The organism is Streptomyces sp. NPDC001568 (assembly GCF_042893755.1).
Lineage (GTDB): Bacteria > Actinomycetota > Actinomycetes > Streptomycetales > Streptomycetaceae > Streptomyces.
In genome coordinates this window covers 155,425-179,295 of sequence record NZ_JBIAVF010000018.1, presented here as the reverse complement: position 1 = coordinate 179,295, position 23,871 = coordinate 155,425, and the positions used below count along the sequence as shown (strand labels likewise).

Sequence of the window (23,871 nt, the reverse complement as noted above, 5' to 3'; positions counted from 1 at the left end):
CCCCCCGCCCGTGGGCGGCAGGCGGCGGGGGAACCGCGCCGGCCTCGGTGCCGGGGCGGCTCGACGGCCGTAGGGCCAGGCAGGAGGGCCTCGGATGCAACGGCACGCGACCACGGCGATGCGCGAGTCGCTCCACGCGACCGCAGCCGAACGTGCGGCACGTGGCAGGGAGGCCCGTCGCCGCTCACCACGCTCGGGACACGCGGCGTACGAGCCCTCCGAGAACGGGCGGGACCCACTGGCGATCCTGGAGGCACAGTCCGCCACCCGGGTGCCGGAGCTGGTGCCGATCCGCTACGGCCGGATGACGGAGTCCCCGTTCCGGTTCTACCGGGGCGCCGCCGCGGTCATGGCCTCCGACCTCGCGGGCACTCCCGACTCCGGGATCTCCGCCCAGTTGTGCGGAGACGCACACCTGCTGAACTTCCGCCTGCTGGCATCCCCGGAGCGGGAGCTGATGTTCGACATCAACGACTTTGACGAGACGCTGCCGGGCCCTTGGGAGTGGGACGTCAAACGACTGGCGGCGAGTTTCGTCATCGCCGGCAGGGCGAACGGCTTGGACGACGCCGAGCGCGCCCGCGTCGTGAGCCGCACCGTGCGCTCGTACCGGGAATCGATGATCCGCTTCGCCGACATGGGGAACCTCGACGTCTGGTATTCGAAGATCGACGCCGCCCGCCTCAAGGAGCTGGCCACGGGCCGGCTCCACAAGAAGGGCCGGCTGAAGCTGGACCGCGCCATGGCGAGGGCACGCACCCGGGACACGCTGCAGGTGTTCGGCAAACTCACACGGATGGTCGACGGCCAAGCCATGATCGCGCCGGACCCTCCGCTGCTCGTACCGGCGGCCGATCTGCTGCCGGACGCCGAACGCGCCACGCTGGAAAGTCAGTTCAGCGGGCTCATCGAGCGGTACGGCCTCACCCTGCCGTCCGACCGGCGCCACCTGCTGCGGGACTACCGGCTACGGGACGTCGCCCGCAAGGTGGTGGGGGTCGGCAGCGTGGGAACCCGGTGCTGGATCTTCCTGCTGCTCGGGCGGGACGGCGGGGACCCGTTGCTCCTGCAGGCCAAGGAGGCAGGCACCTCCGTGCTCGCCGACCACGTCGGGGCGAGCCAGTACCGCAACCAGGGCGAGCGGGTGGTCGCGGGGCAACGGCTGATGCAGGCCGCCAGCGACATGTTCCTCGGCTGGGAACGGGTCGACGGGATCGACGGCAGGCGTCGAGACTTCTACATCCGTCAGTTGCGCGACTGGAAGGGCATCGCGATGCCGGAGACGATGTCGCTCGGACAGTTGGCGGCGTTCGCCGACATCTGCGGCATCACCCTGGCCCGCGCGCACGCCCGGTCGGGCGACCGGATCGCGATCGCCTCCTACCTGGGCGGCGGCGCCTCCTTCGACCGCGCCCTGGTCACCTTCGCGGAGGCCTATGCCGACCAGAACGAGCGTGACCACCAGGCCCTGGTCGACGCGGTGCGCACGGGACGCCTGCCGGCGGCGGAACTCCCGACCGACTGAGTCGTGACGGACATCCACAACGCACCCGCCCGCTTTCGGCGGCCGGTGCGGCGCGGACAGTGCGCCGCCGCCTGCCAGTCGGTACGACCTGCGGTCGCGATGGCATCAGGGACCGCGGGCGGGGCATGCGACGGGGAGACGGCTGATGACGGCCGTCTCCCCGCGCACGCGGTTCTCGGCGGGGGGAACCGCACCGAACGAAGGGCATCGAAGTGGCACGCACCGTCGCTCACGTGATCGTCGACGCGCTGAAGGAGCTGGGCGTTCAGCACGTCTTCGGCGTCGTCGGCGACGCCCTGAACCCCCTGACCGACGCCATTCGCACCACCGAGGACCTTGACTGGGTGGGGTGCCGGCACGAGGAGGCGGCGGCCTTCGCGGCCGGCGCGCAGTCCCAGCTGTCGGGCACCTTGGGCGTGTGCATGGGCACCGTCGGTCCTGGTTCCGTGCACCTGCTCAACGGGCTGTACGACGCGGCCAAGAGCCACGCGCCGGTGCTGGCGATCTGCGGCCAGGTCCCCTTGGCCGAGATCGGCAGCGACTACTTCCAGGAGGTCGACAACGATCTGCTCTTCCGGGACGTAGCCGTCTACCGCGCCACCGTCACCTCGCCGGAACAGATGCCGCGGATGCTCGAATCCGCGGTGCGCGCCGCGATCAGTCGCGGCGGCGTAGCGGTACTGACGATTCCGGGCGACCTGGGCGACCAGGAGGTGCCGCAGGACCGGCCCGCCCGGTTCGCGCTCGATCGGCCCGTGACCCGACCGGACGACCCGGCCCTCGCGGACGCGGCCGACCTGCTGAACGCGGCCTCCCGCGTCACCCTGCTCGTGGGGCGGGGAGCCCGCGACGCCCGGGACGAAGTGCTGCGCCTGGCCGACCACCTCTCCGCGCCGATGGTGCTGACCTTGAAGGCCAAGGAGGGCTTCGAGGGCGACAACCCCTTCCAGGTGGGGCAGACCGGGCTCATCGGCAACCCCGCCGCCGCGCACGCTCTGGACAGCACGGACGCCCTGCTCATGCTGGGCACCGACTTCCCGTACCGGGACTGGTACCCCGAGGGTGCCAAGGTGGTCCAGATCGACACCAGCGAGGAGCGCCTCGGCCGACGGGTCCCCGTCGACGTGGGCCTGGCGGGTGACGTCGGCGCCACCTTGCGCGCCCTGCTGCCGCTGCTGGACAAGGCCCCGGACCGGGCCCACCTCGAGGACTCCGTGGAAAGGTTCGAGAGCTGGCGGGAAGGGCAGGGGCGGCTGGCCGATCCCCGTCACGAACACCGCTGGACCGGCAAACTGCGGGCGGTGTTCGACAATCGCGATCACGAGATCCGCCCCGAGGCGCTGGCCGCGGCGGTGGACGCGCACGCGGCCGACGACGCGGTCTTCACCTCCGACACGGGTATGGCGACCGTCTGGCTCTCCCGCTTCGTCTCCATGCACGGCTCCCGGCGCCTGATCGGCTCCTACAACCTCGGCTCCATGGCCAACGCGATGCCGCAGTCCATCGGGGCTCAGCTGTGGGCGCCCGAGCGGCAGGTCGTGGCCTTCTGCGGTGACGGGGGCCTGAGCATGCTGCTCGGAGACCTGATGACGATCAAGACGTACCGGCTTCCGATCAAGCTCGTGGTCTTCGACAACCGCCGGCTGGGCATGGTCAAGCTCGAACAGGAACAGGCGGGGCTGCCCGAGTTCGGTACGGAACTGGACAACCCGGACTTCGCTGCCGTCGCCACCGCGCTCGGCATCACCGGTATCCGGGTCACCGACCCGGACCACCTGGACGATGCCGTCCGCCGCGCCTTGAAGACGCCCGGACCGGTCGTGCTGGACGTCCTGACCAATCCCGAGGAGATCGCCGTACCGGCGAAGCCCACCGCGGCCCAGGGGTGGGGCTTCGCCATCGCCAAACTGAAGGAGAACCTCCCCAGCCGCGAAAGGTGACGGCTCCCCCGCTGCCCGCCCCAGGGCGTGCGTTGAGGATTCGGATGGTCCGAGGGAAAGGGTCGGGCTCCGATGAAGGGCTCGGGACGGCTCGACGCCCTGTGTCGGCGCCCCGCCGGACGAGCCGGCGCAGCGATCTCTGGCCCGTGTTCGGAATGCGGGCGTGCGGGCCGGTCTCCACCCCGATCAGGGAATGCGATGCTCGCCGAGATACGGGCCGTTGACCGGGACACCGGTGTGTGTGCCTCGTCCCGGGTGTGGGGTGTGCGCCCCGTCCAGGGTGCCGGCCGAGCGATGAGTGGGGCGAGTCACTAGCTCAGGACGGCGTCCAAGACCTCCTCCACCCAGTACCTCAGGCGGTGCCGACGGCTGCAGAACCGCTTCGGGCGTCGCCACCGGCTGCGCCCGTCGAGCGGCCGACGGCACTGTTTGCAGTGCTTCACACGTGTCCGATCCCCCATGGCCTCGACTCTAGTGGCCACGACCGGGTCGACGGCCGCCAGGCCCTGCCCCGGTCACGCGAAGCGCTCTTCAGGAAGCACCGCGGGAGCGATGCGTAGGCCGTGGGCGTGGGTCCGGCCGAGCCCGTCGGCGACCTCCTGCGGCTGCACCAGGACGCCGGCAGCCAACTCCGCGTCCTGGACAACCTGTGGGACTTTTGGGACGCCGTCACCGCCGGCACCCCGAGCTTCGGCGGCATCCGCCTCCGCAACGCACTCCCACTCCCCCGCCCCGATGCCCGCACCGCCGGGGCTTGATGACCCGCAGACCGTCCATCAGCTCCACAGCGGCGGTCGGCAGGGGCACCCGTGCGGCAGGCACTGGGGCGGCCTGAGAAGGAACGGTCGCCCCCGGTCGAGGGCGAACGGCAGGAGGACGTCGAGCAGGCCGGGCAGGGACGAACCCCCAGGGCTTTCGCCTCATCCTTCGTCCGCGGCCTCCGGGCCCCGGGAGAGGTCGATGGTGAACGCCACTCGGTCGAGTCCGGGGCCGTCGTAGTCCGGCTTCGCCCCCGACGCCGTGAAACCGAGCCGAGTGTGGAAGACCTGCGACGCGTTGTTCTCCACGCTGGTGATGCAGTGTACGTAGCGGCGCCCGTGCGAACGGGCGAGCGCGAAGAAGGCGCGGTAGAGGGCGCGCCCGACACCCTGCCCGCGCAGGGTGGGGTCGACACCGACGAAGTGCACGTAAGCGGTGTCGGGCTCCGTCTGCGACAGGAAACCGACGAGGAAGGCGGCGATCTCCGCGTCACCGCGTTCGATGAGGAAACTGGTGGTGGTGAAGTGCTGGAAGAACAACCGGGGCATCAGCAAAGCGCGTTCCATCGCCCCTGCCTCACCTTTGAGCCCGCCCCACCACTCATCCAGTACCGCGAGCACGCGAAGATGGTCGTCAGCCACGGGGTGTCGAGCCGTCAGGCCCAGAGGAAGATCAACGATCATCCGTTCATTCTGCCCGTCCGGCAGTCCTCGCGTCCTGGGCATTCCTTGACGATGAAGCCGGGGTCGCTGCTTCGACCGGAGGACACCAGCAGGCATCGCGGATGCCGAACACCTGCCGCCGACCGGAAATGAACGAGGTCGGCGTGCTGTTGTCAGCCCATATGACCGATGATCCTGTGTGGCTCGATGGGGTACACCCGCTCCTGAACGGCCGATTCAGCCCGTACACGTTCGACCCGTCGGTCAAAGTCGATGACCGTGCCCTCGATCTGCTGCTCGAAGCGGCCAGGTGGGCGCCCTCCGCCGGGAACTCCCAGCCGTGGGGCTTCCTGCCGGTGAGGCCCGGCGAGCCGGAGTACGCCCGCGTGGTGCCTCGTCTTGCAGCCGGCTCCGCCCGCTGGGCCGTGGACGCGAGTCTGCTCATCGTCACGTTCACCCGCCGGTACTTCGACGACTCGGGAACCGTCTACTCCGAGTTCGCCGACTACGACCTCGGGCAGGCCGTGGCGCACCTGACCATCCAGGCCCAGGCGATGGGCCTGTCGTCCCACCAGTTCCGCGCCTTCGACCTCACGGCCCTCACCGAAGAGCTCGACCCGAATCCGGGCTGGGCGATCGTTTCCATGATCGCCGTGGGCAAATGTGCCGAAACCCCGCCGGCGATACGGGCGCGGCGCAGCACTGCCGAACTCCGCTCGGATCCGTTGTCCGGACGGTCGTAGGACGCGGAACGGTCCGGCGGACCATCCGGGCGGACACCGACCCGGCGCACCCGCCCTCGTCCCCGTCGTCGAGGACGTCGGCAAAAGGGCTTCGGCAGGGGAAGCTGGAAGACGGAAGACGCTTCATTTCCGCCAGAACAGGTGGTGCGTCACCCCGCTCGGGCTGGGAACGAGCTCCAGGTGGAAGCGGTCGAGCAGCTCGTCGGGGGAGTCCCAGAGGCGTACTCCGGACCCGAGCTTCACCGGTGAGACCGCCACGTGCAGGGTGTCGACCAAGTCCGCGTCGAGGAACTCCCGGATGGTCGTGGCCCCACCACCGAGTCGGACGTCCTTGCCCTGCGCGGCCTCCCGGGCCTGCTGGAGAACCGTGGCAGGGGGCCCGTCGACGAAGTGGAACGTGGTGTCGGAGAGCGTGAGCGAAGGGCGCTCGTGGTGGGTCAGGACGAACACCGGGGTGTGGAACGGAGGCTCATCACCCCACCACCCCTGCCATTCATGGTTGCGCCAGGGCCCGCGATGGGGCCCGAACTTGTTGCGGCCCATGATCTCGGCGCCGATGTTGTGGGCGTAATCCCGCGTGAGGTAATCGTCGATGCCCCGGCTCCCCCCGGGCTCGGTGCGCATGGGCCAGCTCGCCGTGGCGCCGGCCCAGGAGAACAGCCTCTCGGGGTCGACATGCCCGAATGGCCTCTCAAGGGTCTGGTCCTCACCGGCACCGATCCCGTCGCTTGAGACGTTGAAGTTCTGGACTTTCAGCAGCTGGGTCACGTGCCACTCCTGTGGTGTCGACAACGATGGTGAGACCCTCCGGACCGGGAAGTCTCATCGCTGTTTCCGTGACCGGCCGGGAAGCGCCCCGCTCAGTGTCGCGACCCACGGGCTTCGCGCGCGGTTCGCTCCGGCGCTGTCGCGGCAGATCGTGTGTTCGGGCGGTGCGACCGCCGGAACGCGGGCGAAGGAGTGCGTCGTCCTCCCGGCAGCGTCCCCGACGTACGACGACGACGATGTGTGGCGATGCGAACCCGGAGTCACCCTGCACGCCCGGCGCACGCCCGGCCGGCTTCGAAGTCGAAGCGTCCGACGGGCACATCGGGAAGGTCGACGAGCACACCTACGGCTGTCGTACCCGGACGGGCTCGAGTCGCAGCTGCTGCGGAACCGAATGCAGCCGGGTCGAGAGGTCCGGGAGGCGCGGCGCCCGCCCAGCGGTGAACCAGAGCAGAACGTCCGCATCGGCTCGGATCGGTAGTGCGGGGAAGGTGTTCTCCGCGTGCTCGGAGCGGTGTACCGCCTGCGCCGGGGTTCCGGCAGCGGCCAGAGCGGGGCGCAGGTGCTGCTCGAAGTGGTCCGCGAACGCCATGGGTTCCAGGGGGTGGCAGATGGTTGCGACGACGGGCCCCGTGCTGTTCTGGGCAGCGAAGCCCGGTCCGCGCAGCAGGAGCACATCGTGCGAGTCGATCATGGTCGTGTTGGCCCGCTCGCGATGTGCCTGCCATACGGGGCCGCCGTAGAAGGCCTGCAACACCCGCTCCCTTGCCTCCATGTTCGGAAAACTGCGTAGCCACACGAAGCGGTCCGGGTCGTCCAGATCGCGGAAACGACCACCTACGGTGATGCCGGCCGCCTCCTGACCCGTGACGAATTCCTGCTCGAAGAGGTCGACCAAGGTGTCCAGGGCGCCCGGGTGGAGGGTGTATTGGCGAAGCTCGACTATGACGTTCATGGCCCGGATGCTAGAGCCGGTCCACTGACACCCCCTGTCAGTGGACCGGCGGGAAAGCGCAAGGATGGAATCACCGGGCGATCCTGTTCAGCCCAATTGCCCGACGGTCGGCGACACGAGCGCCTCCTCCGGGGACTGCTCGCCGGACGGTTCGCGGGAGCGCCTTCGCACGGATGGCGCTCGGCGTACTCGACCGCAGACCGCAGGCCCGGGGAACTTTCGAACGGGTCCTGGCGGACCTCGTGGGGCTCGGAGGGGAACCCTACGGGAGCGACCGCGTGGATCCTCAACGGCGGCCCACTACAGCGCCAACTACACCACCCCCGGCTCGAAGTCCTCCTCGAAGTAGCTGTCGTGCCGCACCCGGAACTCCTTGAGTTCCGCGCTGCCGCGCTGCGCCACTTCCGCGACGCCCTCGAAGAACTCCTCACGCGGCGCGCCCGGGGAAAAGAGCATGAGCATCGACATGGGCTCGTCCGTCACGTTCTTGAAGCCGTGCAGGCCGCCGACCGGCACGTACAGGAAGTCACCGGCCCGGCCCGTCACCCACTTCTCGCCGTTGAAGAGCTCCAGTTCTCCGGAAAGGACGTAGAAGGACTCCGACATCGCCTTGTGGAAGTGGGTCTTGGCGCCGGCGGCACCTGCCGCCAGATCCACCTGGTACAGGCCGTACTGGCCACCGGTCGACGCGTGCGTGGCGAGGTAGCGGTAGGCGTCACCACCGGGCGAGATGAGGTCCGCCGGCGTATCGGCCGTACGGAAGGACGCGTTCACCTCTCCCCTGTCTCCGTGGTAGCGGGCTTCGGGGTACTGCGGGTGTTGCGGGTACGACATCGTGCTCTCCTGTCGTTCGGGTTCGACATCCAAGCTCTGCGCTCTGCCTGGGCGGCTGCCCGACGCCGCCGGGCAGTTGCTCAGGCCTGTACGGGTCCGGAAGGACCGGTCCCGAAGAGGGTGACGTTGGCCTTGGAGCCGGACTGCCGCTGGGCCTTGAGCTCCTGGTGGTCGAGGACGTCGAACCAACCGCGGGCGGCGGCCGGGTCGGTGACCTCGTTGTTGTCGAACAGTGCGTACGCGGTCATGGGAATCTCGTCGTGACTGTGGCAGCATTGTTTCGATCGGGACAGTCCCGAATTTACTACCGATCGGGACAGTCCTGCAAGGGAGTTGTGTGGACGGCAGGGTGGTGAAGACGATGGACGAGACAGCGCAGGACCCGGCCCTCGACGCGATCGGAGAGCTCTTCGACGACCCCCGTTGGGAGGCCTACGGGATGCTGCGCGAGGCGTACCTGGCCGTGACCAGACGCATCGACGGGGAGGTCAGCCCGGGCGGCGACCTCGAAGCGTCGATCTCGGACCTGCTGTTCCGCCTCGCGCGCACACCGGGGCACGCGCTGCGCACCGTTGACATCACGCGCGCTCTAGCGACCAGCACGACCCGCACCACTCGCCTACTGGACGAGGCCGAGAAGCGAGGACTGGTGACGCGGGGGGCGCACCCGACGGACCGGCGCGTCACGCTCGTCACGCCGACCCCGGAAGGCCTCAAGGAGGCCCACGAGCGGGGGAACCTGGCCCTGGCGTCGACCCAGCGACGCATTCACGGCGTGCTGACGACCGAAGAGGTCTCCTCGATGATTCCGATCCTGAGGAAGATCCGCGACGCCAACCAATGACAGGCGGCCGACCGGTCCTGAGTTGATGGGTGCCCGGGCCGGCCGGGGCCAGGGCCGCAGGGCCCTGCGGACACGGCGTCACCGGCTCCGGCACGCACGGCCGGGCAGGAGGATGCCGGAACAGATGTGCATGTGGAGACTGGGGCCAGTTGTCGCGCGATGGGGGGGTCATGCCGAGGAGTGTCAGGCGCACCAGGCCCGGTCTGTCGGCGCGCTACACCTACGTTTCGCCGAGCCGGCCGGGAATCCTGCTGCCGCGCGCGCCGGCGCCGCACCGCCGTTTCCTCGAAGCGAGGATCAGGATGGCGGCGGTCGGCATCGCCCATGTGGCCGGCTCCAACGGCATCCCGGCGGACGTCCACAAGGCCTCGGTCATCAGCGGCTACCTGGACGGGAGGCCGCAGTGGGTGGGAACGGTCGCCGAGCCCGGCCTCTACGTGAGGGGCGCCGCGCAGCTGCGGCAGGGGGTCCTGCGGGACTACGTCGCCGAGCTGGCCGTCTTCGCCGGTGTCGTCGACGGCGTGAAACTGGCATTGATCGGTTCCCCCGACGGTCTCCTGGATGCCACTTGGGAGGCGCGGACGGAACGCGGCCTCGACTACTACCTCCTCCAGTCCATGAGACAGGACGCGGACAACGCGCGGGCAGGCTGCGAGGAACGGCCCGGCCCGTCCTACGCGGCCGCGGTCGACAGCATGCTGGAGCCCGGCGTGCTGCCGCCGAACCCCGTTCGCACGGAGTTCCTCGCCAAGCCGCTGTTCCAGGGCGACGGGGTGCTCGTCGCCACGCCGATCTTCGTCGCCCGCTCCCGCTGACCGCGGATCCGAGGCGCGGACGCCCAACCCGCCCGTACTACCTGCCGACGGCGCCGCGCCCCTGACGACCGGGGCCCATGGTCCGCTCCTCGCGCTGGAGCCGGCGACGCGGCCCGTCGCCGACCTCGTTCCGTTGCGGATCGTGGGCCGAGCACGGCCACCGGGAGTTCATTGCAGGGTGAGCGGGGTTTCGGATGCGATGCGGGAGAGCTTCTCGGGGTTGCGGACGACGTAGAGGCCGGTGATTCGGCCTGCTTCCACGCGAGCCGCAACAATGCTGTCCAGTTCGCCGTCCAGGTGGAACGCCAGTGCCGGGCTGCCGTTGACCATGGTGGGGCCGAAGGCGATCGGGATCGTGTTCCTGCCGAGGCCGCCGAGCAAGAGGCGGGCCACTTTCTCGGCGCCGATGATCGGCCGCAGCGCAGCGTGTTTCACGCCGCCGCCGTCGCCCATGTAGACGATCTCCGGTGCGAGCACGTCGAGCAGGCCCTGCAGGTCGCCGCCCTCCAGCGCCCCCAGGAAGGAATCCAGGGCCGCGCGCGTCTCGCTCTGGGAAACGACCGCGCGCGGGCGGCGGGCATCCACGTGCCGGCGGGCCCGGTGCGCGATCTGGCGGACGGCCGCCGGGGTCTTGTCGACCGCCGCCGCGATCTCCTCGTAGCCGACGTCGAAGACCTCGCGCAGTACGAAAACGGCCCGCTCGGTCGGCGACAACGTCTCCAGGACGAGCATCACCGCCATCGACACGCTCTCGGCGAGCACCACGTCCTCGGCCACGTCCGGCGCGGTCAGCAGCGGCTCCGGCAGCCACGGCCCTACGTACGACTCCTTGCGCCGCGACATCGTGCGCAACCTGTTGAGGGCCTGCCGGGTCGTGATCCGGACCAGGTACGCGCGCTGGTCGCGCACCTGGTCCAGGTCGACCTCGATCCACCGCAGCCAGGTCTCCTGCAGCACGTCCTCGGCGTCGGCCGCGGAGCCGAGCATCTCGTAGGCGACGGTGAAGAGCAGGTTGCGGTGGGCGACGAAGGTCTCGGTCGCCCGGTCAATGGCGTGATCATCACTCATGTCTTGATCATCTCCCCCTGGGCCGGCGCGGACCTAGGAAACCCGTTCGCCGGCGCCCGATTCCCGGGCTCGCAGGGCCTCCAGCGCCTTCCGGCGCCCGGCGCCTCCCTTCATGCGGTGCAGGCCGTACCCACCGGGCTTGTGCGCCTCATCGGCCAGGTGCTTCACGACGCCCTTGCACACGGCCTCCTTCATCTTCGCTCCGAGGCGACCGTCGATGTGCAACCACACCGCGACGTCGGACCGGTTGCCGAACTGGAAGATGCCGGTGCCGCGGCCCAGGCTGATGCACTGCGCTCCGAACGACTGGTTGAGGGGCTCGGGCCGCTCACCCGCGATCAGGCTGAGCAGCGTGTCGGCGGCGCGCGCGCCCAAGGGCATCGCGGCCTGGCAGCTCATCCGCAGCGGCAGGCCCGACGGCGCCGCCGAGTCCCCGGCCGCGACGATGCGGTCGTCGTCCACGCTCGTCAGCGTCTCGTCCGTGAGCAGCCGGCCCAGCGCGTCGGTGCTCAGCCCGCTGCGCGCGGCCAGGTCCGGCACGGCGAAGCCGGCGGTCCAGATGGTCACCCGGCTCGGCAGCTCGCGGCCGTCGGCGAGCCGCACGGCGGCGCCGGTCACCTCCGTCACCTTGGTGTCGGAGCCGTCGAGCACGGTCACGCCGAGTGCCGCCAGCCGCCCGGCGACCGCGCGCCGGCCCCGGGTGTGGAGGTACGGGCCGAGCACGCCGCCGCAGACCAGGGTGACGGTGCGGCCCTGCTCGGCCAGTTCGGCGGCCGTCTCGATGCCGGTGGGCCCGGCGCCGACCACCGTCACCGCGGCCGTCGCGGGCGCGGCGTCGAGGACCGGCTGCAGCCGCTCCACTTCCTCCAGGGTGGCGATCGGGTAGGCGAACTCGGCCGCCCCCGGCACCTGAGGGTCGGCGCTACCACTGCCCACCGCGTAGACGAGGTAGTCGTAGCCGATCACTCCGGCGCCCGCCAGCTCCACACCGCGCCCGGCGGCGTCGATCCGCGTCACGCTGTCGACCACCAGCCGGACGTCGTCCGCCAGGACGTCCTGGTAGTCGACGAGGGCGGCGTCGGTCCCTCCCACCAGCTGGTGCAGGCGAATCCGGTGGACGAAGGTGGGCCGCGGGTTGATCAGCGTCACGGTCACGCCGTCGCGCCGCGTCAGGCGATTGGCCGCCATGACGCCGGCGTACCCGCCGCCGATCACGACCACATCGGTGTTCTCAGCCATGGTGTCTCCCTCATTTCGAACGGTTCGAGCACAAGACACCGCCCGATCGATCCCTGTGACAGCATGTGAGCCGGATCACTTCGAAGGGCTGGCCGCCCGAACGGACTCCGGCCCCCACCCGTCGCCTCCACCGCGGTGGGCCTCCTCCCGAGGCCCTCGGTCAGGGCCGGCGCATGCCGGAGGGGGACCGGTCGGCCGGGGCTCGGGCGGGGCGCCACTGCGGCCCCGCAGACGGCGCGGGGAGCCGCTCCGGCGCAGGGGTCGGGGGCCCCGGGGCGGGTGGAGGCGTCCTCGGTGAACCCGGTGCGTGTGCGGCGGTCACCGACCCCGGTGTTCGTTTTCGACGCACCGTTCGACGTCACGGGTCGAACGGGCGTCGAGGCATGGCTCCCTCACCTCTTGGCCGCCGCTAAGAACTCCTAACGGAATGACCAACGTGGCCTCGTCCGGCCCTGGGCCGCGGGTAGCAGCCAGGTGCGAGGATGCTGTCGTGTTGGATGCGATTAACGCGGTGGACTGGGGTGCCATACCTGGCCATCCCGACTGGTATGAACCTGCTCGTGCCGCCAGCGGTCTGCGCGCGCTGGCGGATGCAGCGAACCTGGCGGAGGCGGCTGAGGCCAGCTCGTTGCTCGGCGGCGGCGGAATCGTCCACGGCCACAGTGCCGCGGTGTTTCCGGCGGCCGCGGTCGCGACCCCTCTGCTCCTGGACATCGCGCAGCAGGGTCACCCGGTGGCACGGGACGCCGCGTTGGATCTGGTCGATGAGGCCCTGTCGTCGTATCCCCACGGCGAGTACACGCGGGTGACGACGTCCTACGGCGTAGCAGTCCCGATCTGCTGCGCCATCGCCCACCAGTTGCGAGCGCGCTCAGTTCTCCTTGCTGGACTGGGTGGACGGGGCAGGGCACTGCTTGCCGGCGCGGCCGAGCACTGGCGTTTCGAGATCCGAGAGTGCGTCGCCGACAGCAATGACACGGCAGCCTTCGGGGCTCTGGCCGGCTGTTTCCCGAGCGGCGTGCACGCAGCGGAGCTACACGTCGGCAGCGAGATCACTGTGCTGGACGCGGTTGCCCTGGAATACCCGCCCGTGGGCGGCTCTGTTGAGGCGTGGCTGCGGGTGACGGGATGGAATCCAGCCGAACTGCCGCCCGGCGCTGTTCTGTTCCCAGCAGAGTGCGGTGAACGCGTGCACTGACCAGCCTCTTCAGTTCATGGTCCATGCGGTACAGGGGCCGTCTGCTGTCGTGGGGTGAGGCGCCTCCAGCAGATGAGTGCGCATCCCAGGGTGAGGAATGCTTCGTGGATGTCGTCGCGTATCTCCCAGCGGATCCGTAGGCGGCGTAACCAGTGCAGCTGAGCGAAGGCGCGTTCCAAGACCCAGCGCTGGGTGCCCAGACCGGAGCCGTGTTCGGCGCCGCGGCGGGCGATCAGTGGTTTCGCCCCGAGGTCCCGGACCACACGGCGGTACTTGTCGTGGTCGTAGCCGCGGTCCGCGAGGACCGCATCCGGGCGGCGCCGGGGTCGGCCGCGTCTGCCCCTCACCGGCGCCACCGCCTGGAGCAGTGGGATCAGCTGGGTGACGTCGTTACGGTTGCCGCCGGTGAGGGTGGCGGCGAGCGGGATGCCGCTTGCGCCCTGGATGCCGGGTCCGGCGCTCGACTTTGGGCAGTAGCGGCTCTACCACTGCCCGCAGCTCGTCGTCGACTTCCCACGGCTTCGGACGAGCCACCCCGCACCCCGGATCATCGGTCCCGTAGTGATCCAATCACCTCGAAGATCATTTCGTTAGGAGTGCTAAGGGCGCAGGGCGTCGACGGCGTCCTCGACGGTGGGCTGGAAGGTGAAGAGCTGATCGAGGCCGATGATGCGAAAGACATGCATCAGGTCGGCGTTCAGCCCGACGAGGAGCAGGGGCGCACCGGCCTCGTGCGCACGGTGGTAGGCGCCGACGAGCACGGTGATGCCGGTGGAGTCGCAGTAGTCGAGCTCGGAGAGGTCGATCAGCACGGGAACGTCGGAGCTGAAGGGTGTGTCCTGGATGACCCGGGTCAACTCCGGCGCGGTGTGGTGGTCGAGTTCGCCGACCACGGCCAGCACCGTGACGCCGCGGGAGTGGGTGTGTCGGGTGGCGGTCAGAGTGCGGTCGGTCACCTGTTCTCCTGAGCGGGTAGTGATGTGCGGCGGGGCGGCACGGACAGGGCGAGCAGCGCGGTGTCATCGCTCACCCCGGTCCCCAGATCGGTGAAGAGCTTGTGCACCGTGGCCAGCAGACTGTCGGCTCCTCGCACGGCATGGGCGGACAGATGGCGGGCCAGCCCCTCCTCGCCGAGCATGCTGCCGTCGGCGGTTCGGGCCTCGATGAGCCCGTCGGTGTACAACAGCAGGGTGTCGCCGGGGGCGAGACGGGTGGTGGTCTGCACGAAGTGGGGGTCCGGCAGGAGCCCGATCAGCTGACCGCCGGCGGTGGACACCGGTTCGACGGTGCCGTCCGCGCGCACCGCCAGGGTCGGGGGGTGGCCGCCACCGGCCAGCGTGACGGTGAAGGAGCCGTCGGACGCGGCGTCGAGCACGCCGAACACGGCGGTGCAGAAGCGTGGGTTGGCGCCCTGGTACTCGCCCTTGAGGACCGTGTCGAGGTTGGCCAGGGCGGTGCAGGGGTCGGGGTCGTAGATGGCGGCGGCGCGCAGGGTGTAACGCGTGAGCGAGGTCAGGGCCGCGGCGGCGGCGCCCTTGCCGCACACGTCGCCGAGGAAGAACGCCCAGCGGCCGTCGTCCAGGGGGAACAGGTCGTAGAAGTCTCCGCCGACCTCGTCGGCGGACGCGGGGTGGTAGGCGGCGGCCGTTCGCAGTCCGGGCACCGTGGGAAGGGCCGGCGGCAGCAGGGTGCGCTGGAGGGTGCGGGCCAGGCGTTCGGCGTCCGCGCGCCGTGCGCGTTCGGCGGCGACCGTGCGCAGGGCGGACAGCCGCAGTTCGAGTTCGTCCATGACGAGCGCGGCCAAGTCGCGGAGGGTCGCGAGCTGGACGTCGGTGGGGCGGCGGGCGCGGGTGTCCAGGACGTCGACGGTGCCCAGGCGGTACCCGTCGGCCGTGGTGATCGCCGCCGCGGCGTGGAAGCGGACGCCGAGGTCCGCCCGGACGAGGGGGTCGGTGGCGCCGCGCGGGTCGGTGAGGGCGTCGGTGAGGACGTACGGATCGTCGTACGGCCCGGCGCAGGGGCTCGGGTCCGGGTAGCGGGGGACCTCCGGGATGCCCTCGAGGCCGTGCGCGGCCTTGAACCACACCCGATCGACGTCCACGATCGCCACGGTGGCCATGGGGACGTCGAAGATGCGGGCCGCGAGGGAGGCGATCTTGTCGAAGGTTCCGTCGGGCGGGGTGTCCAGGACCTCGTAGCGGCGCACGGCGGCGAGCCGCAGCTGTTCCTCCTGCGCGGCGCCCCTCGCGTCCCGGTGAACGGCGTACTCCGCCCCCGTCATGTCGCCCCCCGCCCCCTCGTCGGCCGTCCCTCTTGGTACGGGGCCCGGTTGTCCTATCCTACTGATCACGTCAACGCGCTCCTCAGGATGGCCCGGCGCCCTCATGGGTATCTCACGGTCGTGTTGACCTTGACGCGCGCGGGGACGGACCCTCGCCGTCGGCGGGCTGCGCCCGGGCATCGGCTGTCGTGAACGAAGGGGTGGGCCATGACGCGTTCCGAGGGTGCCGAACCGGAACCGGTGACGGCAGTCGGGGCGGACGTGTTCTCCGCCGACGAGGCGGTCGGCCGGGATCTGTCCCTGGTGGACTGGGCGAAGACCACCCCTCTGGGTGACCCGGAGGACTGGCCGCAGAGCCTGAAGACGACCGTGAGCATCCTGTTGTCGTCGAAGTTCTCGATGTGGATGGCCTGGGGACCGGAACTCACGTTCTTCTGCAACGCCGCCTATCGGCGCGACACCCTGGGCCGGAAGTACCCGTGGGCGCTGGGGCGGCCGGCGAGCGAGGTCTGGGCGGAGATCTGGGACGACATCGGTCCCCGCATCGACACGGTGCTCACCACCGGCGAAGCGACCTGGGACCAGGCCCTCCTGCTGTTCGTGGAGCGCTCCGGGTACCCGGAGGAGAGCTACCACACGTTTTCCTACAGCCCGCTGCGCGACGACACCGGGCTCGTGGTCGGCATGCTGTGCGTGGTCAGCGAGGAGACCGACCGGGTCATCGGCGAACGCCGGATGGGCACGCTGCGCGACCTGGGGTCCGACCCCAGCGTGGTGCGCACCGAGCAGGAAATGCTCGACTTCTCCCGTTTGCAGTTGAGCCACAATCCTCACGACCTGCCGTTCACCCTGACCTACCTCTTCCGGGACGACGGCAGCGCCGGGTTGGCCGCGGTCACCGGCTTGCGCGACGACCACCCGGCCGCGGCGGAGCTGCTGCTGCCGGACTCCGAGACGGTGTGGCCGACGGCCGCCGCGTCCCGGGGCGAGTCCGCGCTGGTGCCGTTGGACGGCGCCGTTTTCGCGGACCTTCCGACGGGTTCGTGGGCCGAAGTGCCCCTCCAGGCGCTCGTGGTGCCGCTACGGCAGCAGGGAGGCGCCCCGTACGGATTCATGGTGGTGGGCCTGAACCGGTACCGGGACCTGGACGAGGGGTACCGCGGCTTCGTGGAACTGGTCGCCGGGCACGTCGCCACCGGAGTGGCCAGCGCCCGCAGCTACCAGGTGCAGCAGCGGCGCGCGGAGGAGCTTGCGGAGCTGGACCGGGCGAAGACGACGTTCTTCTCCAACATCAGCCACGAGTTCCGTACCCCCTTGACGCTGATCATGGGGCCGGTGGAGGAGCTGCGGGACCGCCTCGTCGACGCGGACGCGGACGTGCGCGAGGAGCTGGAGGTCGTCCACCGCAACGGGCTCCGGCTGGGCAAGCTGGTCAATACCCTGCTGGACTTCTCCCGCATCGAGGCGGGCCGGATGCAGGCCCACTACGAGCCGGTCGACCTGGCGCGGGTCACCGGTGAACTCGCCAGCGTGTTCCGCTCCGCCGTCGACAAGGCCGGCCTGGACTTCCGGGTGGACTGCTCCCCGTTGGCCGAGCCTGTCTTCATCGACCGGGGCATGTGGGAGAAGGTCGTCCTCAACCTGCTCAGCAACGCGCTGAAGTTCACCTTCGACGGCTCGATCCGGGTCGCCGTGGGCTCCGAGGACGGCGCGGCCGTGGTGACCGTCACGGACACCGGCATCGGTGTCGCGGCGCACGAGATGCCCCGGCTCTTCGAACGGTTCCACCGCATTGAGAACGCCCGTTCGCGTTCCAACGAGGGCAGCGGCATCGGCCTGGCCCTGGTGAAGGAGCTGGTCGGTCTGCACGGCGGCGAGATCAGCGCCGTGTCCACCGAGGGCCGGGGCACCCGGTTCACCGTCCGGCTGCCCTTCGGTTCCGCGCACCTGCCGGCCGATGCCGTCCTCCCGGAGGCGGGCACCGACGCGGTTCCCCTCGCGACCGACCCCTTCGTGCAGGAGGCCCTGCGCTGGCTGCCCGACCGGCGGAGCGCGGCGACGCCCGGCTCTCCACAGGGGGGCGCGCTCACGGGTACCGTGGAGGGGAGCGCCGAGGGGCCGGGCCGCGGTCCGGCGCTCGCGGCGCACGTACTGGTCGCCGACGACAACGCCGACATGCGCGAGTACCTCATCCGCCTGCTGCGCGGAGCCGGTTATCAGGTCAGCACGGTCAACGACGGCCGGCAGGCGATCGGGGCCATACGCGCGCAGGCCTTCGACCTGGTGGTCAGCGACGTCATGATGCCCCACCTGGACGGTCTCGCCCTGGTCGCCGCGTTGCGGTCCGACCCGCGCACCGCCTCGGTGCCCGTGCTGTTGCTGTCCGCCCGGGCCGGGCAGGAGGCGTCCATCGAGGGCCTGCAGGCCGGAGCGGACGACTACCTCGTCAAACCGTTCGCGGCCGCCGAACTCCTCGCTCGGGTACGGGCGAACATCGAGCTGGCGCGGCTGCGCAGCCACCATGCACGCTGGCGGACCGCGCTGGTGGACTCCCTTCAGGAAGCCTTCTTCATCTGCGACGAGGAAGGCGCCGTCGTCGAGATCAATACGGCCTTCACCGACATCCTCGGCTACGGACCCGAATGCCTGCCCTATCGGCCGATCCACCCCTGGTGGCCCGACGCCGCCACCGACTCCGAGGCGCACCAGCAGGTCAGCGATGCCTTCGCCCTGCTGATGGGCAACACCAAGGGCTCGTACACCATTCCGGTCACCCACCGCGATGGACACCGGCTGTGGGTGACGGCCACCTTCAACCAGGTCGACGATCCCGACACCGGGCGCCGGGTGACCGTCGGCACCTTCCGCGACGTCACCGCCGAGCACTACGCCATCCAGCGCGAGAGCGCCCTGGCGGCCCTGGCCACCTGCCTCTCCCGGGCCACCAGCGTGCCCGAAGCCCTGGCCGGCGCACTGGCCGAACTGAAGAAGCTGTGGCGCGCCCGGTGGGTCCTGGCCGCGGTCTTCGACCACGGCGACGAACCCGCGCTGACCTCCACCGACACGTCGCCGGCCTGGCCGGAGCTGCCCGCCGCGCGACGCGGGACGCTCGAGGAGCTGCGCCGGGGGCCGGTGCTCACGCCGGTCGCCGACCACAGCGGTGCCGGGATCCTCCTGGAGTTCCCCGACGGCCCGCTCGCCCTCTGGCTCGACCTGGGCGAGAACCGGCCCTTCACCGGGGAGGACCAGTTGCTGCTGTCCCTGCTGGCCGGTCACCTCGCCCAGGGGCTGAACCGCGCCCACCAGTTCGACCAGCAGCGCGAGACCGCCATCGCCCTGCAGCGCGCCATCCTCGGCCCCTCCCAGCTGCCCGACGGTTTCGCCGTCCGCTACGAACCCGCCACCCAGCCCCTGGAGGTCGGCGGCGACTGGTACGACACGGTCACCCTGCCCGACGGCCGCATCGGCATCGTCGTGGGCGACTGTGTCGGCCGGGGACTCGAAGCCGCCAGTGTCATGGGTCAACTGCGCAGCGCGTGCCGCGCCCTGCTGCTCCAGGACTCGAGTCCCGCCCAGACCCTGATGGCCCTGGACCAGTTCGCCGCGGGTGTCCCGGGCGCGATCTGCACCACCGTCTTTTGCGGCGTCCTCAATGCCGACACCGGGCAGCTGACGTACGCCAGCGCCGGCCATCCGCCCGGCATCCTCGCCCTTCCCGACGGCACCCGTCGCCTCCTGGAGGACGGACGCTCCCTGCCGCTGGCCGTGCGGCCCGGCAACCAACGCCCCGAGGGCGCCTGCACCATACCTGCCCGGTCGACCCTGCTGCTGTACACCGATGGGCTCGTCGAACGCCGCCGCCGCCCACTCAGCGCGGGCATCGACCAGGCCGGTGAAGCCCTCCAGGACGGCCGGGACGCCTCCGTCGACGATCTCGCCACCCATGTCATGTCGCGGTTGGCTCCCGCCGACGGCTACGACGACGACGTCGCCCTGTTGCTCTACCGCCACCCGGCCCCGCTGGAGATGTCCTTCCCCGCCGAGTCCTCGCAGCTCGCCCCGGTCCGCAAGACGCTGCGCGGCTGGCTCAACCAGTGCGACCTGCCCCCCACCACCATGCAGAACGTCCTGGTCGCCGCGGGCGAGGCGTGTGCCAATGCCATCGAACACGGCCACCGCGACGCCCCCGGCGACACCATCTACTTCCGGGCCGAGGCGTACGTCGACAATCTGCGCCTGACCATCGCCGACACCGGCTGCTGGAAAGCCCCCCAGCCGGAGCTCAACACCCACCGCGGTCGCGGGATGGGCCTGATGCGCGCACTGATGCAGCAGGTCACCGTCACTCCCGGCCCGTCCGGCACCACCGTCGACATGCATACGAGGATCGCCTGATGACCACTCCCCTGACCCTCACCCTCGGACGGCGGCCCGACGGTACGGCGCTGCTGACCGCTGTCGGTGAGATCGATATGAGCAACACCGGGGAACTCGCCGCCGCTCTCGCGGGGACGGCCGGTCCCCTGGTCCTGGACCTCACCGGTGTCGAATACCTCGACAGTGCCGGTCTCAGCGTGCTCTTCCCGCACGCCGACCGCATCGAGCTGCTCGCCAACCCCCTCCTGGAACCCGTCCTGACGATCTCCGGCCTCACCGACCTGACCACCGTCCACGGCACGTGAACCCGGAACCGCCGCCGAGCCCTGCGTGAGCGTGTGGACGAGGACGACGGACGAAAGGTCCAGGACTGCCTGCCACGTCGGGGCCGAGGGCCCGAGGTCACCCGGGCTGTACGCCGTCCTGTCGTCAGGCGGCACGCGACGTACGGCGGTAACTGCCCGGAGCCTGGCCGTACTCGCGCTTGAAGGCCTTGGCGAAGGCGTACTCGGAGCCGTAGCCGGTGCGGGCCGCGACGGTCAGGAGCGGGGCCTCGGACTCGCGCAGCAGTTTGGCGGCGGTCGTCATGCGCCAGCGGGTCAGGTAGGCCATGGGCGGTTCGCCGACGAAGGCCGTGAACCGGCGGGCGAAGGCCGCTCGGGACAGCCCCACCCGGTTGGCCAGCGATTCGACGGTCCACGGAGCGGCCGGGGTCTCGTGGACCGCCGTCAGGGCGGAGGCGATCGCGGAGTCGCCGAGAGCGGCGGCCCAGCCCTTGGTCGCCGTCGGGGCCTGGTCCTCGATCCAGGCTCGGAGGATGTAGAGGAGCAGCGAGTCGATGAGCGCCGGGACGATGCCCGCGGATCCGATGCGGGGGTTCTCCAGCTCCGTGCCGAGGAGTTGGACGGCGGCGGTCAGCTCGGGGTGCCTGCCGTGGCGGGTGGCGAGGTGGACGATCTCGGGGAGCTGGTGCACCAGGGGGTGGGGGCGACCCTGGTCCAAGTGGTAGTTGCCGCAGAGGAGGCTGGTGCCGGGGCCGTCGCCGCCGATCGTGACCGTGCCGAGCGGTGAGCCCGGGCTGAACTGTTCCGGCCTTTCCACCTCGGCCGGTGTGGAGGGGTGATCGGCGAGAATGTGGCCGCGGCCGTCGCGCAGGAAGACGACGTCACCCGGAGCGAGGGCGATCGGTTCGAGGTGTGGTGCGTCGTCGAGCGGTACCAGCCAGCAGGTGCCGTAGAGCACCACGTGGAAGCCGGCGCCGGCGACCGGGGGCAGGCGCAGGCCCCAGGGGGCACGGCCGTGGGTTCGTACGGATCGGGGCTGCCCCGTCCGCATCGAGCCCAGTGCCTCGGTCAGGATGTCCAACGCCGCCCCCGCTCTCCCCGGTCCCCGGGCTTCCGTGTCCCCCGGTCCCCCGGTTTTCCGCGTCGTGCCGGTGTCAGCCTACGCTCCGTCAAGCCGCTGGGTGTCAGGCGACGGTGAGGACGACCTTGCCCTGGACGCGGCCGGAACCGACCAGTTCGTGGGCCTTGGCGGCTTCGGCCAGGGGGAAGGTCCGCGCGACGTGGGGCCGGATCCGTCCGGCGTCCACGAGCGCGGCGATCGCCTCCAGCGACGCGTAGTCGGGTTCGACGGAGATGCCGGCGAAGTGGCGGCCCGCGGCCGCCACCTGGGCCGCGAGCGCCTGGTTCCAGTGCTCCATGATGCTGACGAGCGTGCCGCCGGGGCGCAGAACGGCCAGGGAGCGCGTGCCTTCGGAGGACGAGTCGAAGACGACGTCGACGTCCTTGACCTCCTGCGTGAAGTCGGTGGTGCGGTAGTCGATGACCTCGTCGGCGCCCAGGCCCCGCAGGAACTCGTGCCTGGGGGCACTCGCCATGGCGATGACGTGGGCTCCGCGGGCCTTGGCGATCTGGACGGCGAAGTGCCCGACGCCGCCGGCCGCGCGGTGGATCAGCACCCGCTGTCCTTCGTGGAGTCCGGCCGCGTCCACCAGGCCCTGCCAGGCAGTGAGCGCGGCGAGGGGGATGGCCGCAGCATGCACGTGGTCGAGGCCGGCGGGCTTGCGGGCAACCTGGCGCGAGGGGGCGGCGACGTATTCGGCGTAACCGGTGGCGGCGCGCGGGAAGAACGGCATGCCGAAGACCTCGTCGCCCGGCTTGAACCGGGCGCCGGGGCCAGCCTCCTCGACGACGCCCGAGATGTCCCAGCCGACGCCGAACGACGGCTCACCGAGCAGCGGGTAGGCGCCCGACCTGACGGCCACGTCCACCGGGTTCACGGCACTGGCGTGGACGCGGATCAGGACTTCGCCCCCGAGAGGGGCGGGACGGTCGGTCTCGACGACCTCCAGGACCTCGGGGCCTCCGAAGGACTTCTGGATGACGGCGCGCATGGTGGTCTCCCTGGGGTGGGTCGCCCGGGTGGTGTCCCCGGGCTCGGCTTGATGTGCTCAACACTAGGGAGATCGAATGAGCCGATGAATATCTCTGAGTCTTCAAAAGATGTCCGAGCGTCTTCCCCCGGTGGATTCCGAGCTGTCACCGGGTTGTGCCGCGCCGCGTCTTCGCGGGGGCTCCTGCACTGGAAGGGGACCGGTTCGCGTCCGGGCCGGTCCTCGGCGAGCGGTTCGGACGTATGGGGGGCCGAGTTCGGGCGCGGTTGCTGGACCGCCGGCGTCGTCCGGTACGGCGTCGTCCGGTACGGCGTCGACCTCCGCCCGCGGACCTGAACCCACTGCGGCGCCGACGGCGCCGGCTACGTCGACACCCACCCCAGGGTCGAGATCCGACGTCGAAGCCCGAGGCATGGCCGGGGGCTCGGTCGCCGCGGCGTGGGTGTCGTCGTCGCCCGGATGTGGCGGATCCTTTCCCCGGTACGACTGATCCCCCCGCACGGGTGAAGCCGGCGCACCGTGCGCGGCCCATCATTGCTACCCGCCCCTATAACTGGGCCCGTCACGTTGATCGACGGATGGGTCTCACCATGCTGAAGGCTGCTCTTCGGGTGCTCGCCGCCCTCTCCCTCCTCTCCGCCGCGGGTATCCCGGCCGCGGCGGCCGCCACTCCGGCCCCCGCCGTCCATGCGGTCCCGGCCGCCGCGGCGGACGACCTGACCACTGCCTGCGGTCCGACGGTCGACTACCGCGCCTGGGACTGGTGGCGTACGACGACGAACCCGTCGATCGCCCGCCCCGTCGCCTCCGCCGCGGCGCAGGAGCGGTGGCAGTGGCGCACGGACGTCAACACGTTGTGGCGCGGCGACACCCGCGAGACGGTCGAAGAGATCTTCCGGACGGGCTTCACCCCGCGGGGCGAAGAGGTGACCCCGCTCGCCGAGTACATCGTCAAGGGCGGGGGCCAGAACAGCGCGCACCTCAGCACCAGTTGCGAGAAGTGGGTCGCCCAGAAGTTCGCCACCTACGGCAACGGCCGGACCGGCTGGGTCTACGAGATCTACGCGCCCGGCGGCATCGACGTCAACGCCACCGCCCGCCTCAACGACTACAGCTCGCCCTACTTGTGGAACAAGGAGGTCGACTTTCCGGGCGGGGTCAAGGGCCGCTACATCAAGGGCGCCTGCAAGTTCCGGCTGACCCACACCGACCCGGAAACCAGGGTCAACACCTACGAAGAGCTCGGCTGCAAGGACAACTCCGGCTTCGCGCCCTACGAAACGGACGCCGCCGCCCTCGCAGCGACCGGCCGCTGACGCGTCCGGGCCGACCCGGGCCCGGCCGGCCGTTCCACCGGGGTCGGGACCTGTTCGGACGGTCGCCGGAGGATGCGGCGAGCGGGGGTGACGACACCGGCGTGAGCCCCGCCCGCCGCCTCCGGACAGACCCGGCGGGGCCCGCCGTCCTC

General features: G+C 70.7%; 21 protein-coding genes and 1 pseudogene. 10 read left to right on the top strand and 12 right to left on the bottom strand.

Going from position 1 to position 23,871, the window contains the following annotated elements; translation table 11 throughout:
- The first annotated feature begins 94 nt into the window (after positions 1 to 94).
- From ACFY0I_RS30020 to ACFY0I_RS30010, 3 genes are all read left to right on the top strand, one after another.
- On the top strand, positions 95 to 1,525 hold the full coding sequence (locus tag ACFY0I_RS30020; protein WP_388901695.1) for a DUF2252 domain-containing protein: 1,431 nt from the start codon (positions 95 to 97) through the stop codon (positions 1,523 to 1,525).
- A 212-nt stretch (positions 1,526 to 1,737) separates the two neighbouring features.
- Complete coding sequence (locus tag ACFY0I_RS30015) at positions 1,738 to 3,465, top strand: thiamine pyrophosphate-dependent enzyme (protein ID WP_388901693.1); 1,728 nt, start codon at positions 1,738 to 1,740, stop codon at positions 3,463 to 3,465.
- A 569-nt stretch (positions 3,466 to 4,034) separates the two neighbouring features.
- Positions 4,035 to 4,223 (top strand): DUF6886 family protein, encoded by a 189-nt coding sequence (locus tag ACFY0I_RS30010; protein WP_388901692.1) that lies wholly within the window; start codon positions 4,035 to 4,037, stop codon positions 4,221 to 4,223.
- Between the two features lie 162 nt (positions 4,224 to 4,385).
- Here the strand turns inward: ACFY0I_RS30010 and ACFY0I_RS30005 are convergent, their stop codons facing one another.
- Positions 4,386 to 4,790, bottom strand: a complete 405-nt coding sequence (locus ACFY0I_RS30005) for a GNAT family N-acetyltransferase (protein ID WP_388901690.1) — start codon at positions 4,788 to 4,790, stop codon at positions 4,386 to 4,388.
- 245 nt (positions 4,791 to 5,035) lie between these two features.
- On the opposite strand from ACFY0I_RS30005, the gene ACFY0I_RS30000 reads away from it, so the two are divergent.
- Positions 5,036 to 5,629: a nitroreductase family protein gene (locus tag ACFY0I_RS30000; protein ID WP_388901688.1), complete on the top strand. Its 594-nt coding sequence runs from the start codon at positions 5,036 to 5,038 to the stop codon at positions 5,627 to 5,629.
- Between the two features lie 123 nt (positions 5,630 to 5,752).
- Here ACFY0I_RS30000 and ACFY0I_RS29995 read toward each other — a convergent pair whose 3' ends face one another.
- From ACFY0I_RS29995 to ACFY0I_RS29980, 4 genes are all read right to left on the bottom strand, one after another.
- Positions 5,753 to 6,397, bottom strand: coding sequence for a dihydrofolate reductase family protein (locus tag ACFY0I_RS29995; RefSeq protein ID WP_388901687.1), 645 nt, complete (start codon positions 6,395 to 6,397; stop codon positions 5,753 to 5,755).
- Positions 6,398 to 6,740: 343 nt separating this feature from the next.
- Positions 6,741 to 7,352 carry an NIPSNAP family protein gene (locus ACFY0I_RS29990; protein ID WP_388901685.1) on the bottom strand — a complete coding sequence of 204 codons (612 nt, stop codon included), beginning with the start codon at positions 7,350 to 7,352 and terminating at the stop codon, positions 6,741 to 6,743.
- Between the two features lie 312 nt (positions 7,353 to 7,664).
- Entirely contained in the window at positions 7,665 to 8,186 is a 522-nt protein-coding gene (locus tag ACFY0I_RS29985; RefSeq protein WP_388901684.1) for a cupin domain-containing protein, read from the bottom strand.
- A gap of 80 nt (positions 8,187 to 8,266) precedes the next feature.
- Entirely contained in the window at positions 8,267 to 8,434 is a 168-nt protein-coding gene (locus ACFY0I_RS29980; RefSeq protein WP_388901682.1) for a hypothetical protein, read from the bottom strand.
- Positions 8,435 to 8,547: 113 nt separating this feature from the next.
- On the opposite strand from ACFY0I_RS29980, the gene ACFY0I_RS29975 reads away from it, so the two are divergent.
- Complete coding sequence (locus ACFY0I_RS29975; RefSeq protein ID WP_388901680.1) at positions 8,548 to 9,030, top strand: MarR family winged helix-turn-helix transcriptional regulator; 483 nt, start codon at positions 8,548 to 8,550, stop codon at positions 9,028 to 9,030.
- Positions 9,031 to 9,200: 170 nt separating this feature from the next.
- Entirely contained in the window at positions 9,201 to 9,845 is a 645-nt protein-coding gene (locus tag ACFY0I_RS29970) for a DUF7019 family protein (protein WP_388901678.1), read from the top strand.
- A gap of 168 nt (positions 9,846 to 10,013) precedes the next feature.
- On the opposite strand, the gene ACFY0I_RS29965 is transcribed toward ACFY0I_RS29970, so the two are convergent.
- Positions 10,014 to 10,913 (bottom strand): RNA polymerase sigma-70 factor, encoded by a 900-nt coding sequence (locus ACFY0I_RS29965; protein ID WP_388901676.1) that lies wholly within the window; start codon positions 10,911 to 10,913, stop codon positions 10,014 to 10,016.
- Between the two features lie 33 nt (positions 10,914 to 10,946).
- Positions 10,947 to 12,152 (bottom strand): NAD(P)/FAD-dependent oxidoreductase, encoded by a 1,206-nt coding sequence (locus ACFY0I_RS29960; protein ID WP_388901674.1) that lies wholly within the window; start codon positions 12,150 to 12,152, stop codon positions 10,947 to 10,949.
- A gap of 490 nt (positions 12,153 to 12,642) precedes the next feature.
- Here ACFY0I_RS29960 and ACFY0I_RS29955 point away from each other — a divergent pair, with 490 nt between their 5' ends.
- Positions 12,643 to 13,350 carry a hypothetical protein gene (locus ACFY0I_RS29955; RefSeq protein ID WP_388901673.1) on the top strand — a complete coding sequence of 236 codons (708 nt, stop codon included), beginning with the start codon at positions 12,643 to 12,645 and terminating at the stop codon, positions 13,348 to 13,350.
- Between the two features lie 14 nt (positions 13,351 to 13,364).
- Here the strand turns inward: ACFY0I_RS29955 and ACFY0I_RS29950 are convergent.
- The 3 genes and pseudogenes from ACFY0I_RS29950 to ACFY0I_RS29940 all read right to left on the bottom strand — a co-directional run.
- Positions 13,365 to 13,787, bottom strand: a pseudogene (locus ACFY0I_RS29950) (transposase); the annotation flags it as partial.
- A gap of 162 nt (positions 13,788 to 13,949) precedes the next feature.
- On the bottom strand, positions 13,950 to 14,306 hold the full coding sequence (locus ACFY0I_RS29945; RefSeq protein ID WP_388901671.1) for an STAS domain-containing protein: 357 nt from the start codon (positions 14,304 to 14,306) through the stop codon (positions 13,950 to 13,952).
- On the bottom strand, positions 14,303 to 15,631 hold the full coding sequence (locus ACFY0I_RS29940) for a PP2C family protein-serine/threonine phosphatase (protein ID WP_388901670.1): 1,329 nt from the start codon (positions 15,629 to 15,631) through the stop codon (positions 14,303 to 14,305). The genes ACFY0I_RS29945 and ACFY0I_RS29940 overlap by 4 nt, the downstream gene beginning before the upstream one ends.
- Before the next feature lie 207 nt (positions 15,632 to 15,838).
- On the opposite strand from ACFY0I_RS29940, the gene ACFY0I_RS29935 reads away from it, so the two are divergent.
- Both ACFY0I_RS29935 and ACFY0I_RS29930 read left to right on the top strand, forming a co-directional pair.
- Positions 15,839 to 20,026 carry a SpoIIE family protein phosphatase gene (locus ACFY0I_RS29935; RefSeq protein WP_388901668.1) on the top strand — a complete coding sequence of 1,396 codons (4,188 nt, stop codon included), beginning with the start codon at positions 15,839 to 15,841 and terminating at the stop codon, positions 20,024 to 20,026.
- Complete coding sequence (locus tag ACFY0I_RS29930) at positions 20,026 to 20,313, top strand: STAS domain-containing protein (RefSeq protein WP_388901666.1); 288 nt, start codon at positions 20,026 to 20,028, stop codon at positions 20,311 to 20,313. Before ACFY0I_RS29935 ends, ACFY0I_RS29930 begins: the two co-directional genes overlap by 1 nt.
- Before the next feature lie 124 nt (positions 20,314 to 20,437).
- On the opposite strand, the gene ACFY0I_RS29925 is transcribed toward ACFY0I_RS29930, so the two are convergent.
- Positions 20,438 to 21,373 carry an AraC family transcriptional regulator gene (locus ACFY0I_RS29925; RefSeq protein ID WP_388901664.1) on the bottom strand — a complete coding sequence of 312 codons (936 nt, stop codon included), beginning with the start codon at positions 21,371 to 21,373 and terminating at the stop codon, positions 20,438 to 20,440.
- Between the two features lie 103 nt (positions 21,374 to 21,476).
- Positions 21,477 to 22,403: an NADP-dependent oxidoreductase gene (locus ACFY0I_RS29920; protein ID WP_388901662.1), complete on the bottom strand. Its 927-nt coding sequence runs from the start codon at positions 22,401 to 22,403 to the stop codon at positions 21,477 to 21,479.
- Between the two features lie 578 nt (positions 22,404 to 22,981).
- Between ACFY0I_RS29920 and ACFY0I_RS29915 the strand changes: the two genes are divergently transcribed.
- Positions 22,982 to 23,719 carry a hypothetical protein gene (locus tag ACFY0I_RS29915; RefSeq protein WP_388901660.1) on the top strand — a complete coding sequence of 246 codons (738 nt, stop codon included), beginning with the start codon at positions 22,982 to 22,984 and terminating at the stop codon, positions 23,717 to 23,719.
- Positions 23,720 to 23,871: the final 152 nt, after the last annotated feature.

Bases quoted from the DNA above. Each gene is read 5' to 3' on its own strand.
- ACFY0I_RS30020 (WP_388901695.1), top strand. From the start codon at position 95: ATGCAACGGCACGCGACCACGGCGATGCGCGAGTCGCTCCACGCGACC.
- ACFY0I_RS30005 (WP_388901690.1), bottom strand. From the start codon at position 4,790: ATGGAACGCGCTTTGCTGATGCCCCGGTTGTTCTTCCAGCACTTCACC.
- ACFY0I_RS30000 (WP_388901688.1), top strand. From the start codon at position 5,036: ATGAACGAGGTCGGCGTGCTGTTGTCAGCCCATATGACCGATGATCCT.
- ACFY0I_RS29990 (WP_388901685.1), bottom strand. From the start codon at position 7,352: ATGAACGTCATAGTCGAGCTTCGCCAATACACCCTCCACCCGGGCGCC.
- ACFY0I_RS29985 (WP_388901684.1), bottom strand. From the start codon at position 8,186: ATGTCGTACCCGCAACACCCGCAGTACCCCGAAGCCCGCTACCACGGA.
- ACFY0I_RS29980 (WP_388901682.1), bottom strand. From the start codon at position 8,434: ATGACCGCGTACGCACTGTTCGACAACAACGAGGTCACCGACCCGGCC.
- ACFY0I_RS29975 (WP_388901680.1), top strand. From the start codon at position 8,548: ATGGACGAGACAGCGCAGGACCCGGCCCTCGACGCGATCGGAGAGCTC.
- ACFY0I_RS29970 (WP_388901678.1), top strand. From the start codon at position 9,201: ATGCCGAGGAGTGTCAGGCGCACCAGGCCCGGTCTGTCGGCGCGCTAC.
- ACFY0I_RS29965 (WP_388901676.1), bottom strand. From the start codon at position 10,913: ATGAGTGATGATCACGCCATTGACCGGGCGACCGAGACCTTCGTCGCC.
- ACFY0I_RS29960 (WP_388901674.1), bottom strand. From the start codon at position 12,152: ATGGCTGAGAACACCGATGTGGTCGTGATCGGCGGCGGGTACGCCGGC.
- ACFY0I_RS29940 (WP_388901670.1), bottom strand. From the start codon at position 15,631: ATGACGGGGGCGGAGTACGCCGTTCACCGGGACGCGAGGGGCGCCGCG.
- ACFY0I_RS29935 (WP_388901668.1), top strand. From the start codon at position 15,839: ATGACGCGTTCCGAGGGTGCCGAACCGGAACCGGTGACGGCAGTCGGG.
- ACFY0I_RS29930 (WP_388901666.1), top strand. From the start codon at position 20,026: ATGACCACTCCCCTGACCCTCACCCTCGGACGGCGGCCCGACGGTACG.
- ACFY0I_RS29920 (WP_388901662.1), bottom strand. From the start codon at position 22,403: ATGCGCGCCGTCATCCAGAAGTCCTTCGGAGGCCCCGAGGTCCTGGAG.
- ACFY0I_RS29915 (WP_388901660.1), top strand. From the start codon at position 22,982: ATGGGTCTCACCATGCTGAAGGCTGCTCTTCGGGTGCTCGCCGCCCTC.